15 protein-coding genes and 3 pseudogenes are annotated in these 14,185 nt (G+C 74.0%); 9 read left to right on the top strand and 9 right to left on the bottom strand.

What is annotated here, in order from left to right; genetic code table 11:
• Window positions 1-102: 102 nt before the first annotated feature.
• Window positions 103-750: a TetR family transcriptional regulator gene (locus tag AQJ11_RS26580; protein ID WP_167360877.1), complete on the top strand. Its 648-nt coding sequence runs from the start codon at window positions 103-105 to the stop codon at window positions 748-750.
• Window positions 751-823: 73 nt separating this feature from the next.
• Here AQJ11_RS26580 and AQJ11_RS26575 read toward each other — a convergent pair whose 3' ends face one another.
• Entirely contained in the window at window positions 824-1,276 is a 453-nt protein-coding gene (locus tag AQJ11_RS26575; protein ID WP_014673322.1) for an Lrp/AsnC family transcriptional regulator, read from the bottom strand.
• 82 nt (window positions 1,277-1,358) lie between these two features.
• On the opposite strand from AQJ11_RS26575, the gene AQJ11_RS26570 reads away from it, so the two are divergent.
• Window positions 1,359-1,976 (top strand): LysE family translocator, encoded by a 618-nt coding sequence (locus tag AQJ11_RS26570; RefSeq protein ID WP_014673323.1) that lies wholly within the window; start codon window positions 1,359-1,361, stop codon window positions 1,974-1,976.
• Here the strand turns inward: AQJ11_RS26570 and AQJ11_RS26565 are convergent.
• A pseudogene (locus tag AQJ11_RS26565) lies at window positions 1,973-2,297 on the bottom strand (nitroreductase/quinone reductase family protein); the annotation flags it as partial. The gene AQJ11_RS26570 and the pseudogene AQJ11_RS26565 sit on opposite strands and share 4 nt — an antisense overlap.
• Window positions 2,298-2,393: 96 nt before the next feature.
• Between AQJ11_RS26565 and AQJ11_RS26560 the strand changes: the two are divergent.
• Complete coding sequence (locus AQJ11_RS26560) at window positions 2,394-3,062, top strand: pyridoxine/pyridoxamine 5'-phosphate oxidase (protein ID WP_014673325.1); 669 nt, start codon at window positions 2,394-2,396, stop codon at window positions 3,060-3,062.
• Window positions 3,063-3,065: 3 nt separating this feature from the next.
• On the opposite strand, the gene AQJ11_RS52445 is transcribed toward AQJ11_RS26560, so the two are convergent.
• Entirely contained in the window at window positions 3,066-3,227 is a 162-nt protein-coding gene (locus AQJ11_RS52445; RefSeq protein WP_341846294.1) for a PhlB family protein, read from the bottom strand.
• 393 nt (window positions 3,228-3,620) lie between these two features.
• Between AQJ11_RS52445 and AQJ11_RS26550 the strand changes: the two genes are divergently transcribed.
• On the top strand, window positions 3,621-4,811 hold the full coding sequence (locus AQJ11_RS26550; RefSeq protein ID WP_059264628.1) for a flavin-containing monooxygenase: 1,191 nt from the start codon (window positions 3,621-3,623) through the stop codon (window positions 4,809-4,811).
• A gap of 59 nt (window positions 4,812-4,870) precedes the next feature.
• Window positions 4,871-5,265 (top strand): annotated as a pseudogene (locus tag AQJ11_RS26545) (CoA-binding protein); the annotation flags it as partial.
• Between the two features lie 21 nt (window positions 5,266-5,286).
• On the opposite strand, the gene AQJ11_RS26540 reads toward AQJ11_RS26545, so the two are convergent.
• Complete coding sequence (locus tag AQJ11_RS26540) at window positions 5,287-6,594, bottom strand: MFS transporter (protein ID WP_208616619.1); 1,308 nt, start codon at window positions 6,592-6,594, stop codon at window positions 5,287-5,289.
• Window positions 6,595-6,664: 70 nt separating this feature from the next.
• Between AQJ11_RS26540 and AQJ11_RS26535 the strand changes: the two genes are divergently transcribed.
• Complete coding sequence (locus AQJ11_RS26535) at window positions 6,665-7,693, top strand: GlxA family transcriptional regulator (protein ID WP_059264625.1); 1,029 nt, start codon at window positions 6,665-6,667, stop codon at window positions 7,691-7,693.
• On the opposite strand, the gene AQJ11_RS26530 is transcribed toward AQJ11_RS26535, so the two are convergent.
• Window positions 7,598-8,878: an MFS transporter gene (locus tag AQJ11_RS26530; protein WP_059264624.1), complete on the bottom strand. Its 1,281-nt coding sequence runs from the start codon at window positions 8,876-8,878 to the stop codon at window positions 7,598-7,600. The genes AQJ11_RS26535 and AQJ11_RS26530 overlap by 96 nt on opposite strands.
• 120 nt (window positions 8,879-8,998) lie before the next feature.
• Between AQJ11_RS26530 and AQJ11_RS26525 the strand changes: the two are divergent.
• A pseudogene (locus AQJ11_RS26525) lies at window positions 8,999-9,394 on the top strand (cyclase family protein); the annotation flags it as partial.
• Window positions 9,395-9,656: 262 nt separating this feature from the next.
• Here the strand turns inward: AQJ11_RS26525 and AQJ11_RS26520 are convergent.
• From AQJ11_RS26520 to AQJ11_RS26510, 4 genes are all read right to left on the bottom strand, one after another.
• A complete protein-coding gene (locus tag AQJ11_RS26520; protein WP_014673332.1) occupies window positions 9,657-10,130 on the bottom strand; it encodes an ATP-binding protein in 474 nt (157 codons plus the stop codon).
• Between the two features lie 18 nt (window positions 10,131-10,148).
• On the bottom strand, window positions 10,149-10,283 hold the full coding sequence (locus AQJ11_RS52155; RefSeq protein ID WP_257726420.1) for a hypothetical protein: 135 nt from the start codon (window positions 10,281-10,283) through the stop codon (window positions 10,149-10,151).
• Between the two features lie 430 nt (window positions 10,284-10,713).
• The gene (locus AQJ11_RS26515) at window positions 10,714-11,226 is read right to left on the bottom strand and encodes an EF-hand domain-containing protein (protein WP_059264623.1); all 513 of its coding nucleotides are present in this window, start codon (window positions 11,224-11,226) and stop codon (window positions 10,714-10,716) included.
• A gap of 180 nt (window positions 11,227-11,406) precedes the next feature.
• Window positions 11,407-11,781: an STAS domain-containing protein gene (locus AQJ11_RS26510; RefSeq protein WP_014673334.1), complete on the bottom strand. Its 375-nt coding sequence runs from the start codon at window positions 11,779-11,781 to the stop codon at window positions 11,407-11,409.
• 340 nt (window positions 11,782-12,121) lie between these two features.
• Here AQJ11_RS26510 and AQJ11_RS26505 point away from each other — a divergent pair, with 340 nt between their 5' ends.
• Both AQJ11_RS26505 and AQJ11_RS26500 read left to right on the top strand, forming a co-directional pair.
• Window positions 12,122-12,679 (top strand): sigma-70 family RNA polymerase sigma factor, encoded by a 558-nt coding sequence (locus AQJ11_RS26505; RefSeq protein ID WP_014673335.1) that lies wholly within the window; start codon window positions 12,122-12,124, stop codon window positions 12,677-12,679.
• Entirely contained in the window at window positions 12,676-14,115 is a 1,440-nt protein-coding gene (locus AQJ11_RS26500) for a zf-HC2 domain-containing protein (protein ID WP_398780589.1), read from the top strand. Before AQJ11_RS26505 ends, AQJ11_RS26500 begins: the two co-directional genes overlap by 4 nt.
• Window positions 14,116-14,185: the final 70 nt, after the last annotated feature.

Here is a 14,185-nt window from a genome sequence, read left to right as displayed (position 1 = left end):
GCGCGCACCGCGCAGACCAGGCACACCATCCCCGTTTTGCCCGTGCACCCCATTTGCAGTCGGCCGAATCGCGCTCCCATCACCCCTCGGTAAGCTGACGACATGACAGGACAAGTGCGTACCGTCGACGGCCGCGTGGCCGGCCGGCGTGGGCAGGCGACCCGGCAGAAGCTGCTCGACTGCCTCAGCGAGATGCTCAGCTCCTCCCCGTACCGGGACGTCAAGGTCATCGATGTCGCCCGGAAGGCGGGCACGTCGCCCGCGACCTTCTACCAGTACTTCCCGGACGTCGAAGGTGCCGTCCTGGAGATCGCCGAGCAGATGGCGGCCGAGGGCGCGGGACTGACCGAACTCCTCGAAGGGCGCACCTGGACCGGCAAGTCGGGCTGGCAGACGGCGCAGGAACTCGTGGACGGGTTCCTGGAGTTCTGGCGCAGGAACGACGCGATCCTGCGGGTGGTCGACCTCGGTGCGGCCGAGGGGGACAAACGGTTCTACAAGATCCGTATGAAGATCCTGAACTCGGTCAACAACTCCCTCGCGGACTCCATCGCGGAACTCCAGTCCAAGGGCCGGGTGGACAAGGACGTGAACCCGGCGGCGGTGGCCGGTTCGCTGGTCGCGATGCTCGCGGCGGTGGCGTCCCACCAGAAGGGCTTCTCGTCCTGGGGTGTGAAGCCGGCCGAACTCAAGCCGAATCTGGCGATGTTGGTGCACCTGGGCGTGACGGGCAGGAAGCCCTCCAAGTAGTCACGCACCCGTTGTCGGGGTCCAAGTCCTGTCTGGCAGGCGGTGGTTCACACGGTGAGCCACCGCCTGCCGTCTACGCCGGCAACGGCCGGTCCCGGACCACGTGCTTCATCACGAGCGTCGACGTCAGCCGCTGCACCCCCGGCAGCGTCGCCAGCCGCTCGTCGTACAGCCGCTGGAAGGCGGCCAGGTCGGCGGTGGCCACCCGGAGCAGGTAGTCCGGCTCGCCGAACAGCCGCTGGGCGTCCAGCACGTGCTCCAGCTCAGCGACCGCCCGCTCGAACTCGGCGACCGTGTCCCGGTCCTCCTGGCGCATGGACACGAAGACCAGCGCCTCGAAGTTCAGACCGAGCGAGGCCGGGTCCACCATCGCCCGGTAGCCCTGGATGGCGCCGGACCGCTCCAGCTCGCGCAGCCGCCGGTGGCAGGGCGAGACGCTGAGCCGCACCCGGGCGGCCAGCTCGGTCACGGTCAGCCGCCCGTCCTGTTGCAGCTCGGCAAGGATTTTCCGGTCCACGTCGTCCATGGGGAAGATATTTGCGCAGGAAGCGCGATCATGGGCAAACTTCGGGAACACTTTCGGGACATTCGCGCCTAATGTCCCCGGTATGGACTCCGGGCTGCTCTTCTCCTTCCTCGTCGTGGACCTGCTGCTGGTGTGCGTACCGGGCGCCGACTGGGCGTACGTCATCGCGACCGCCCTGCGCGGCGGTTCGGTCATGCGCGCGGTGGCGGGCCTGGTCTGCGGCTACGCCCTGCACACCGCCCTGGCGACGGCGGGCCTGGCGGTGCTGGTGGCGGGCTCGCCCCGGCTGCTGACGGCCCTGACGGTGGCCGGCGCGGGCTATCTGCTGTGGCTGGGCTGGGGCGTCCTGCGCCACCCGGCGGTCCCGGACGCCGACACCACGGCGACGCCCGACGGCCGCCTGTTCCCGCGCGGCGCGACGATCAGCGGCCTCAACCCCAAGGGCCTGCTGCTCTACCTCTCCGTGCTCCCCCAGTTCCTCACCCTCAGGGGCGCCCACCTCCCCGTGCCCGCGCAGACGGCGGCCCTCGGCCTCCTGCACATGGCCTGCTGCGCGGCCGTCTACCTCACCGTGGGCACGCTCGCCCGCACCCTCCTCAGGGCCCGCCCGACGGCGGCCCGGGCGGTGACCCGCACGTCGGGCGCGGCCATGCTGGGCATCGGCGCGCTGCTGCTGGTGGAACGGCTGGCGACGCTCTAGTCCGGGTGCCCGGTGAGCCGGAACAGCCGGATCTCGCGCTCCACGCGCGCCTGGCAGGTGGCGTACGGCGGCCGGAACGCCGGCAGTGCCTGCCAGGCGGTGTCCCGCTCCGTCCCCGTGAGCAGCCGGGCGGTGACCGGGATGTCCCGGCCCTTCCAGCTCACCGAGGCCACCGGGGGGGGCGAGGAGGTCGCGGGTCCGGGCGGGGTGGCCGGGGCGGCCGACGTCGGAGCCGACCAGTATCCAGGTCCTGCCGTCCTCCTCGGGCATGCAGGCCGGCGGGGCCCGGCGGGGCCGTCCCGTCCTCGCTCCGGTCGAGGTGGTTCTGCTCCTCGGGGACCGTGGTGCCGGGTAGGGAGTGAGGGTACGGCCCTGTGCCGCCCGGGGACGCGAGCCGGCCCGGGTGATACTCGCCCCATGGCACAGCACGATCTTCACGAGCTGCTCCGGTCGCTGCGGGTCTGGGACGCCCAGGTGACCGAGCTGCGGCCCTTCGACCCGGACACCGCCCCGCCCACTCCGCTGGCCCTGTTCACGAACTGGTTCGCGGAGGCCGTCGCGGCGGGGCAGCCGGAGCCGCACACCATGTCGCTGGCGACCGCGGACGAGGAGGGCAGGCCGGACGTGCGGATCGTGATGCTGCACGGCGCCGACGCGGACGGCTGGTCCTTCGCCACCCACGCCACGAGCCGCAAGGGCCGCGCGCTGAGCGCCCGGCCGTACGCCGCCCTCGCCTTCTACTGGCCGGTGCTCGGCCGCCAGGTGCGGGTGCGCGGGCCGGTGACGTCGGCGCCGGCCGAGGAGAGCCAGGCCGATCTGCACGCGCGGTCCACGGGCGCGCTGGCCGCCGCGCTGACCGGCCGGCAGAGCGAGGAGCTGTCCTCCGTGGAGGAGCTGCGGCGGGCCTCGGACGCGGCCTGGCAGCGGGCCCGGGAGAACCCCGCCGAGCCGTCGCCGACCTGGACCCTGTACCGGCTGCGCCCGGAGACGGTGGAGTTCTTCCAGGGGAACGCGGAACGGCGGCACGTGCGCCTGGAGTACCGCAGCACCGGGTTCGGCTGGAGCAGGGCGCTGCTGTGGCCGTGAGGGTCAGCCGGCCGGCCCCGCCGCGAGCCCCGGCCCCGGCCCCGGCCGGAACACCGGTACGCCGTCCCGGAACGCCACCTCCAGCGCCATCCCGGCCCGCGGGCCGTCCTCCGGGCAGTCCACCGGTTCCGTCATCATCCGCGGGCCCTCGGCCAGGTCGGCCACCGCGGCCAGGTAGGGGACGCGGCCGGTGAACGGGGGGGAGGTCGTTGTGGTGCACCGCGGACCACGTGTGGAGCGTGACCCGGCCGCTCGCCTCCTCCCAGGCCACCTCGACCGCAGGCCCCGCAGCGGCGGATCAGCAGCCGATGCGCAGCACGGCCAGCCACTGAGCGCCGTCCAGCCACGGAGCGCCCATGGATCTGACGGTACGTCAGGTGACGCGTAAAGCCCACACGCGGACCCACACACGAAGCCCACGCGTAGCGGGCGCGGGAGGCGGTAGCGGGCGCCTTCTTCACGGGCGGGACACCCTTCCCGTACACCCGTGATCAATCCGCAACCAATTCCGGTCTTGACCGAGACCCATCAACCGGGTGTGTGATTACGCTCCCGCTCATGGCCGTCTCCCGTCCCTCGCCCGCCCCCCTCCCGCCGACCCCCGCCGACCGCCCGGTCTATGTGATCGGCGCCGGCCCCGGGGGTCTCGCCGCCGCGTACGCGCTGCGGGCGCGGGGCGTACGGGCCGTGGTCCTGGAGAAGTCCGACCGGGTGGGCGCCTCCTGGCGCCGGCACTACGACCGGCTGCACCTGCACACCACCCGGCGGCTGTCCTCGCTGCCCGGGCTCGCCATCCCCCGCAGGTTCGGCCGCTGGGTCTCCCGGGACGACGTGGTCCGCTACCTGGAGAAGTACGCCGAGCACCACGAACTGGAGATCGTCACCGGGGTGGAGGTCCACCGCGTCGAGCGGAGCGGGGACGGCACCGGATGGCTGCTGCGCGCCTCCGGCGGCCGGGAGCTGACCGGCAGCGCGGTCGTCGTCGCCACCGGCTTCAACCACACCCCGCGCATCCCCGACTGGCCGGGCCGGGAGTCGTACGGCGGCGAGTTCCTGCACGCGGGCGAGTACCGCGCCGCCGGGCCGTACCGGGGCCGTGACGTGCTCGTCGTCGGCGCCGGCAACACGGGCGCGGAGATCGCCGTGGACCTGGTGGAGGGCGGGGCCGCACGGGTACGGCTGGCGGTGCGCACGGCGCCGCACATCCTGCGCCGGTCGACGCTGGGCTGGGCCTCCCAGTACTCGGGCGTGCTGGTCCGGCGACTGCCGGTGTGGCTCGTGGACCGGCTCGCCGGACCGGTCGGGCGGCTCAGCACCCCGGACCTGACCGCGCACGGGCTGCCGCGTCCGGACACCGGCCTGTACAGCAGGGTGAAGCAGGGCGCCATCCCGGTCCAGGACGTCGGTCTGATCGACGCCGTGCGCACGGGCAAGGTGGAGATCGTGGCGGCCGTGGAGGCGTTCGAGGACGGCAAGGTGGTCCTCGCCGACGGCAGCCGGGTCTCACCCGACGCGGTGATCGCGGCGACCGGGTACGTGCGGGCGCTGGAGGGGCTGGTCGGGCATCTCGGGGTGCTGGACGAGCGCGGCAGACCGGTGGTGCACGGCGGCCGTACGCCCGCGCAGGCGCCCGGCCTGTACTTCACCGGGTTCACCAACCCCCTCAGCGGGATGCTCCGGGAGCTGGCGATCGACGCGGGACGGATCGCGAAGGCGGTCGCGAAGGCGGTCACGAAGAGGCCGGCCTAGCCGCGCGGCAACTTTGCCGTTCCGAGCAGTTCCTGACGCTCCGTCAGCTCAATCCGGACTGGGCCGGGCGGGTCGGGGCCCGCGTGCGCCCGGTGCACCCGGCCCGGCCTGCCGTGTTCGGCCTGCCCTGCGCGGCCTCCGTGGCCGAACTGCCCGAACAGGTCGACCTGGCCGTGCTGCTGGTGGCCGACCCGCTGCCGCTGATCGGGGAACTCGCCGGGGCGAAGGCGAGGTTCGCGGTCGCCTTCGCCTCCGGGTTCGCGGAGACCGGCCGGGCGGGCGCCGAGGCGCAGGAGCGGCTGGCCGAGGCGGTACGGCGCTCGGGCGTCAGGCTGCCAGGAGCTCGGCATCCGGCTCTCGCACCGGCCGCCCACCGGCAACGAGGCCGACCTGGAGACCCGTGAAGGTGGGCCGCACCGAGACCGGCGCCCGCACGGCCGCCTCGCACACCGGCGGTGTGGGTTCGGTGGTGCGGTCAGGATACGGCGAGGGTGCGGGCGGCCGGTGCGGTGCGCCGGATGACCAGCGCCATCAGGGCCGCCGCCGCGCACAGCGTGCCGGAGGCGTACCAGACGACGTCGTAGGAGCCGAAGACGTCCCGGGCGACTCCGCCGAGGTAGGCGACGACGGCCGCGCCGACCTGGTGGGAGGCGAGCACCCAGCCGAAGACGATGGCGCTGTCCTCGCCGAACTGCTCGCGGCACAGGGCCAGGGTCGGCGGGACGGTGGCGACCCAGTCGAGGCCGTAGAAGACGATGAAGAAGAGCATCGGCGGGTGGACGGCGGGGCCCAGCAGCATCGGCAGGAACAGCAGGGACAGGCCGCGCAGGGCGTAGTAGACGGCGAGCAGGCGGCGCGGTTCGAAGCGGTCGGTGAACCAGCCGGAGGCGATCGTGCCGACGACGTCGAACACACCGATCACCGCGAGCAGCGAGGCAGCCGTCGTCACGGGCATGCCGTGGTCGTGCTCGGCGGGCACGAAGTGCGTCTGGACGAGGCCGTTGGTGGAGGCGCCGCAGATCGCGAAGGTGCCGGCGAGCAGCCAGAAGGTGCCCGTGCGGGCGGAGGAGGCCAGGACGCCGAGGGTGCGGCGGGCGGCGCCGGTGACGGGTGCCGGCTTGGGCACGAACGCGCGTGCCCCGTACGGCGCCACGCCCACGTCGGCCGGGTGGTCGCGCAGCAGGAACCAGACGAAGGGGACGACGGCGAACGCGGCCAGGGCGACCGTGACCGCGGCGGGCCGCCAGTCGTGGCGCTCGACGATCCAGGAGAGCAGCGGCAGGAAGACCAGCTGGCCGGAGGCCGAGGCGGCGGTGAGGACGCCGGTGACCAGACCGCGCCGTTCGGTGAACCAGCGGTTGGTCACCGTCGCCGCGAAGGCCAGGGCCATGGAGCCGGTGCCGAGCCCCACCAGCAGGCCCCAGCACAGCAGCAGTTGCCAGGCCGCCGTCATCCACACGGTCAGGCCGGAGCCGAGGGCTATCACGGTCAGCGCCGCGGCCACCACCCGGCGGATGCCGAAACGGTCCATCAGCGCGGCGGCGAAGGGCGCGGTGAGGCCGTAGAGCGCGAGGTTGACGGAGACGGCGGCGCCGATCGTGCCGCGCGACCAGCCGAACTCCTGGTGCAGCGGGTCGATGAGCAGGCCGGGCAGGGATCGGAAGGCCGCCGCGCCGGTGATCGTGACGAACGTGACGGCGGCGACGAACCAGGCACGGTGCACGCGGCCACGCCGGGCGGGCGGGAGCTGGACGGGAGCGGCGGCTGGGGTTGTCTGAGTCACGCCCCCACCCTCCCGTGCGCATGCTCATGCATCGAGTGGCCCGCTGGACATACTTCGCTATGATCGGGCCATGACGAGCGCAGTCGCAGGGGGATTCCGGCCGCACCGGGTCGCCGTCCTCGCCCTGGACGGCATACTGCCCTTCGAGCTGGGCATCCCGCACCGGATCTTCGGCCGTCCACGGGACGCCCGGGGCCGGCACCTGTACGAGGTCGTGACCTGCTCGGTCCGGCCGCCCGGCATGGTCGAGACGGACGCCGACTTCGCCGTGCAGATCGCGCACGGCCCACAGACGCTGGCGACGGCCGACACGGTGATCGTCCCGGCGTCCTACGAACTCGGCCCGCTCTACGACGAGGGCCGGCTCACCGACGAACTGGCCGCCGCCTTCGCCCTCGTCCGCCCCGGCACCCGGCTGGCCTCCATCTGCACCGGCGCCTACGTCCTCGCCGCCGCCGGCTACCTCGACGGACGCCCGGCCACCACGCACTGGGCCGACGCCGAGCGCTTCCAGCGGATGTTCCCGAAGGTCAAGGTGGACGCGGACGTGCTGTTCGTCGACGACGGGGACGTGCTGACCTCGGCCGGGGTCGCCGCCGGGATCGACCTGTGCCTGCACATGGTCCGCCGCGACTTCGGCACGGCCGTCGCCAACGAGGTGGCGCGCCGCACGGTCGTACCGCCCCACCGCGACGGCGGTCAGGCCCAGTACATCCACCGCCCGGTCCCCGACCCGCAGGTCGCCACGACGACCGCCGCCCGCGCCTGGGCGCTGGGCCGGCTGCACGAGCCGATCCAGCTGCGCGACCTGGCCGAGCAGGAGGCCATGTCGGTACGCACCTTCACCCGCCGCTTCCGCGAGGAGGTCGGCATCAGCCCCGGCCAGTGGCTCACCCAGCAGCGCGTGGAGCGCGCCCGGCACCTGCTGGAGTCCACGGACCTGTCGATGGACCAGGTGGCCCGGGAGTCGGGCTTCAACACGGCCCAGTCGATGCGCCAGCACCTACAGGCCGCCCTCGGGGTCACGCCCACCGCCTACCGGCGCGCCTTCCGCACCGGCGGCGCCGACCGGCAGGACGGCGTCGGCACCCGGCGCTGACCGGCCGGTGCGTCTCTCGCCCCACCAGCCGACCGCCGTCAGCAGCAGGGTGAGGGCCACCCCGGCCAGGATCGCCGTGGAGGGCGCGGTGCGCGGCAGCAGGGCGCCCGCGAGCGAACCGGTCGCCGCGTAACCGGCGCCCACGGCGGCGTACATGACCGAGTAGCCCGCGGCCAGGACGTGCGGCGGGAGCACCTCGCGCAGGGACAGGTTCCGGGTGAGCATCGCGCCGGACTGGAGCAGCCCGGCCACCGCCAGCGCCGCCGCGATGCCCGGCGTGCCGGGTATCAGGGCGACCGCGGCGACCGCGGCCGACATGCCGGTCATCAGGACCGCGCTGCGGGTGCGGAGCAGCCCCGGCCAGGACCGCAGGCCGTACAGGAAGGCGCCGACGGCGGAGGCCGCCGCCATCACCGTGAGCAGCGGGCCCGCCCGGCCGACGCCGATGCCACGCTGTTCGAGCAGGGCGGGCAGCACGAGTTCGGCGAGGGCCAGCAGGGACAGGCTGGCCGCGCCCGTGACGTACACCGGCCAGGCGCGGGCCAGCAGGCGCGGCTTCGACGCGCCCCCGCCGTCCCGGTCGCCGCTCCCGGCCGGACCGCCGGGCCCGTCCGCCGCCCGGCCGGCCGGGAGCAGCCACAGGCCCGCGGCGGACGACGCCATCAGGGCGGCGGCGAGCAGCGGCGGGAGGCGGGGGCCGGCGCCGAGGGCGAGCCCCGTGACGGTGCCCGGGGAGACGGCCCAGACGCCGAACGTGAGCACCGACTCGGCGGACAGCGCCTGGGCCGCCGCGTGCGCCGGCACCAGGGAGGTGAGCCACGTGCGCAGCCCGCCGGGCGCGGCGGCGGGCCCGGCCCCGGCGAGGAACGCGAAGGCGGTGAGCAGCGCCGCGGGCGCGCCGGGGAACGCGCCGAGGCCCGCGAATCCGGCGGCGCCCGCGCCGAGTCCGGCGGCCAGGTGCGGGCGGGCCCGCCGGGGGTCCAGGCGCATGCCGAGCAGAGGGGCGCCGATGATCTCCCCGATGACGTAGGCGGCGGCGAGGGCCGCGCCCAGGGAGTAGCCGCCGGGGCGCTCGCGGACCAGGAAGACCAGGGACAGCGGGGCCATGGCCACCGGCATGCGGGCGCCGACGGCCACCAGGGCCCAGGTCAGGACCGGCCGGGAGACGACATCGCGGTAGCTCATGCCTCGACGGTAGGGGCCGCCACCGACAACCGCCGCCCCCTCGTCCCGAGCCTGTGGACAACGTCGGCCGGGGGCACCTGACGGGGGCTCACACGGGCTCACACGGGCTCACACCGGGTCGAGTTCGCCGGTACGCGCGCGCGTGCCGGTGACATCGTGCTCGTACGGACCGGACAGGTGCGGGTGTACCTGGCCGGGGACAAGCACGGCTACGGCCATCCGTCGCCGGGGCTCTCGGTGCGCTGCCCGGAGTGGTTCCACGCGCGCGACGTGGCGGCGGTCGCGAACGACACGCTCACCTTCAAGGTCTTCCCGCCCGAGATCGAGAACCTGTGGCTGCCCGTGCACGCGCTGCACCTGGTGGAGAGGGGGATGCTCCAGGGCCGGAACTGGAATCTCGAAGAGTTGTCCACAGCCTGTGGAGGAACGGGCCGGTACACGTTCCTGCTGTCGGCGATGCCCGAGCCGTTCGTGGGCGCGACGGGGACACCGGTGGCCCCGGTGGCGATCCTGTGAACGACGGCGGCGGCGCGTCCGCGGTCGGCGGCGCGCGCCTCCCCCCACCGTCACGCGCACGCGCCGCCGTCCGATACGACCCGCACTCGGCGAGGACCGCCGTCAGCCCGGGCCCTCGCCGTCCCCTCGCGGCGGATCGACGCACCCCAGCCTGATCAGGCACCCAGGGAACGTCAACGCCGGTACGGACCCGTGTTGCGGCAGCCCCGCTCACGGCACCCGCGCACGGGCGCACCCCCCGGCGCACCACCGCTCCGGGCCGCTACACCGCTTCAAAGGCGAGATCCCCGTACGCGGACAGTCCGCCCCCGCACGCCAGCGCGGCGCTCTGCCGGGGCTGTGAACAGCGGTCCAGTTCGCACCAGATGCTCTTGCCGGCACCCTCGGGGCTCCAGCCCCAGCGGTCGGCGAGACAGTCCACGAGGGCCAGACCCCGGCCGCCGGTGGCGTCGTCGTCGGCGCAGCGGGGCACGGGCGCGCGCGAGCTGCGGTCGGTCACCTCGACCCGCACCGTGGCCGACGGACACTCCTCGGCCGCCGGGCCCGGCAGACACAGCCGCAGCACGGCCGGCCGGCCGGTGTGCACCACGGCATTGGTCACCAGCTCGGAGACGAGCAGGATCAGGGTCTCGGCCAGCGGCTCGTCGGCCGTTATCCCCGATCCCGCGAGCCGCGAGCGGGCCCACCTCCTCGCCCGTCCCACCTCCGCGGGGTCGGGCCGGATCTCCAGCTGCACTTGAAGCACCTGCACCGCTCACACCATCCGAACCGGCGGATCGACGACCCCGCGCCAACCGCGCTCCGCGGTCTCAGCCGCGGCGGCGATCACGAGGGCCACGATCCCAGCCATTTTCTGCATGGCCAGAACAACGGCCAGAGCAAGTGTCACGGAACGTGACTCCCTTGCGAGACAGCATGGTTGACGTACAGTCACCCCAACAAGCGCTTCGGGCATATTCCCGCGCGAAGGAGTACGCGTAGGGCATACTGTGCGACGCTCGTGCCGGGGAGTCGAACAGACGGGGACAACGGGCCTGAACGCCCTGCGAGCTGCGGCGCGCACCGCGCGACCCGGCACCGCCCCAAGGGCACCGCCGGCCCGGCTCGTCCGCGCAGCCACTCGCATCTCACACAAGGTACCCGAGCGGACACCCGACTCCGGGCCGTGACGAGTCCCGCGAAGGACACAACCCGATATCAACGCTCCGTGACGCCAACAGGCCACCGTCCGCAACATCGTGGGCCATGACTTCGCTGCGGGAGCGGTTCGGGTGAGGGCGGTCCGGTCGGCCGCGGCCGGACCGTGCCGTGGGTTCCCGCTACTCGGGGACCGTGAAGTAGCGCGCGAACGCCGGTACGATCTCCGCCTCGCCGATCCTGCCGTCGCCGTCGGCGTCGAGGGCGGCTGCGGCCTGGCGGGCGGTCTCCTCCGGGACGTGGAACACGCGCAGCACGCGCGCGGTGTCGGCGGTGCCGATCCGGCCGTCGGCGTCGGCGCCGGCCACCGCCAGGGCCGCGTGCAGGAAGGGGCGGGCGATCTCGGCGAAGCGGCCGGGGTTGTCACGCAGTCGCTTGACCGCGCCGGTGACGAACTCCGCACGGGTGATGCGCTGGTCGCCGTCCCGGTCGGCGATGCCGGCCATGCCCTGCCAGAACGCCTCGGCGCCGGCGTACAGCGCCTGCCCCCTGTCGGAGCGGGCGGGTACGGCGAACTCGGCGAGCAGCGCCTTGGCCGCCGCGTTGAAGTCCTCCCGGTCGATGTAGCCGTTGCCGTCCTGGTCGAAGGTGGCGAACCGGGCGGCGATCCTGCGCTCGTACTCGGTGCTGACCATGTCTGTTCGGGCCGCCTTACATGAGGGTCGTACGGGTGGTCCTGCCCGTGGGTGGGGGGTGACCTGGCAGGGAGCGTACGACGCGGGCGGCCGGCAGACGGCGGGAATGCGTCGGTTGTGCCAAGACCGGGGGAATTCCGCGACAACAGTGTGGCCGTGTCGCGATGCCGTGACGGCCGCTCAGGCGGAGAGCGGCCCGGCCTCGTCCGTGGTCGCGGAGTCCAGGTCGGGGTGGACGTCGAAGAGGCGGCGCACGCCGAGCGCGCCGAGCACGCGGTTGACGTGCGAGCCGTCCTCGGCCCCCCGGTCCGGCAGGATCAGCCGCAGCCGGCCCTGGCAGGAGCGGATCAGCCGGCGGGCGGCGATGAGGACGCCGACCCCGCTGGAGTCGCAGAAGAACACGTCGGAGAGGTCCACGACGAGGCTGTGGTGCCCCTCGGCGACGCTGTCGTGCACCCGTTGGCGCAGCACCGGCGAGGTCATCAGGTCCAGTTCCCCGGACACCCGGAGGACGGCCCACTCGCCCTGTTCGACGCCGGTCACACTGAATGCCACGGCCCTGCCCTCCGCTCGCCGGATCTCCCGGAACCGCCCGGAAACGGAAGCAGTTCCTACGTTTCCTGTCGCGCGGCTGCCCAGCGGCCGTTCCCTGAAACGTGATGCGACAAACGGCAGTCGATCGACTAGGGGCTTGTTTCGGTCACTATCGATCCTGTTCGATCAGAGGTGCACGCATCTCGTGTGAAGGATGTGTGAAGGGGGCACTATCACCTGCGGCCCTTCCGGGGGCGCACATTGACACAAAGGGGCGTGCGCCGTCAGGCGTGCCGACTACATTCGAGAGGGCAGGACCGACAGGCTGGACGGGCCGGACAGGTCGAGGGGAGGGGACCGCATGGCCAGGAAGGACGTACCGCCCCGCCGGGACCGCAAGATGCAGCAGCGGCTCGCGCGCGGTGAGGCAGCCGCCCTCGGCGAGCTGTACGACCGCTTCGCCTCTCTCGTGCACAGCCTCGCCCACCGCGTCCTCGCCGACGAGCAGGACGCCGACGCCGTCACCCGCGAGGTCTTCGCCCACGTCTGGGAACACCCCGAGACCTACGACCCCCAGCAGGGCCCGCTGCGCTCCTGGATCGCCGCCGTCACCCACCGGGTCGCGGTGCAGCGGCTGCGCGACCGGGAGGAACCGGAGCAGCCGCGGCGCGAGGAACTGGAGAGCGAGGTCCGCCGCGCCTCGGTCGCCGCCCGCGCCGACTACATCGTGCACTCCATGCCGGCCCCGCTGCGCGCCGCCCTCGACCTGGCCTACTTCCAGCGCCGCGACTACCGCCAGACCGCGGCCGACCTCGGCGTCACCGAGGACGAGGCCCGCCGCCGGCTCCGCCTCGGCCTCCAACTCCTCTCCACCGCCCACGACGCCGGCACACCGCCGGGATACCGGGGTGCGGTGTGACGGGGACGGGCGGCTTCGGGGCGCACGACGAGTACGGCGAGTACGGCGAGTACGGCGAGTACGGCGAACACGCCGGCCACGGGGAGGCGGGCAACGGCGGTGCCGCACACGGCGAACGGCCCCGGGAGGACGACGGACGCGGTACGGGTGCCGGGGGTCGCGGCGGGCGCGGCGGCGGTTCGGGGGACGTGCCGTGCGGTGCCGGCGGGTCCGGGACCGCTCCGGCGCCGCGGATACCCACGCCCCGCGCGTCCGTGGAGGACAGCGGGCTCCCGCTGCCCGACCTCGCCGATCCGGGAGACCTCGCACCCGTGCCGCTCGACCTGTCGCACGACGTCCTGAAGTCGCTGCTCGGCGCCTGGGCGCTGGCCGCCTGCTCGGCGGCGGAGACGGCGGCCGTCGAGGAGCACCTGGGCGGCTGCGGATCCTGCGCCGACGAGGCCCGCCGGCTGCGCGAGGCGGTCGGCCTGCTGCACCAGCCGGAGACCCTGGACCTGAACCCGGCGCTGCGCACCCGCGTCCTGGCCGCCTGCCTGAACCGCCGGCCGCCGCGCATCCCGGTGCCCGGCTGGGCGGCGCCGTACGACGCCGAGACCGCGCGGCTGGACGCGCTGCTCCAGGACTTCGGGGACGCGGAGTGGCACGCGCCGGTGCGGCTGCGCTGGTTCGAGGCCGACGCACCCACGAGCCGCCGTTCGACCGTCGCCGGGGTGATCGCGCACCTGCTGTCGGTGGACGGGCTGATCGCGACGGCGCTCGGGCTGGAGGACCCGCTGGCCGAGGTCGCCGGCGAGGACGCCGTGGGTCCGGCGGGCCGCACGGAGGCGTACTGGCGGGCCTCGCACTTCCCGCCGACGCGCTCGGTGCGGGGGCCGTGGCGGGAGCAGAGCCACAGCCTGGTGCGGACGGTGTCCTTCACCGGCGGTCACGCGGGCGGGCTCACGGTGCCGTACGGCGACTTCGCGCTGCCGCTGCACGACGCGATGCTGGACCGCGCCTTCGAGTGCTGGGTGCACGCCGAGGACATCGCCGAGGCGGTGGACTATCCGTACGCGCCGCCGGCGCCGCGGCACCTCAACCGGATGATCGACCTCGCGGCCCGTCTGCTGCCGACGGCGCTCGCCGCGCGCCGCCGGGCGGGACTGTCCGCGCCGGGCCGCCGGACCCTGCACCTGGTCCCGGCGGGCGCGCCCGGCCGCAGCCTGCGCCTGGAGATCGAGGGACCGGCCGGCGGCGAGTGGCTGATCCCCCTCGACTCACCGGCGGCGGTGGGCTCCGCCGACTTCGAGGTGGCCCATGTGGCCCTGGACGGCGTGGAGTTCTGCAAGCTGGCGGCAGGGCATGTGCCTCCGGCGGAAGCCGCGGTGGGCCGGGTCGGCGACCGGGAGGCGATCAAGGACGTGCTGTTCGCGGTCGCGTCGTTGAGCCGGATGTAGGGGCGGGACCGCAGGCGCCGGCGGCTGCGGGTGGCCGGGGCTGCCCGCGCCGTTCCCCGCGCCCCCGAAG

It is taken from the genome of Streptomyces corchorusii, assembly GCF_001514055.1.
Lineage (GTDB): Bacteria > Actinomycetota > Actinomycetes > Streptomycetales > Streptomycetaceae > Streptomyces > Streptomyces olivaceoviridis.
This window is presented reverse-complemented; position numbering and strand designations above follow the sequence as displayed.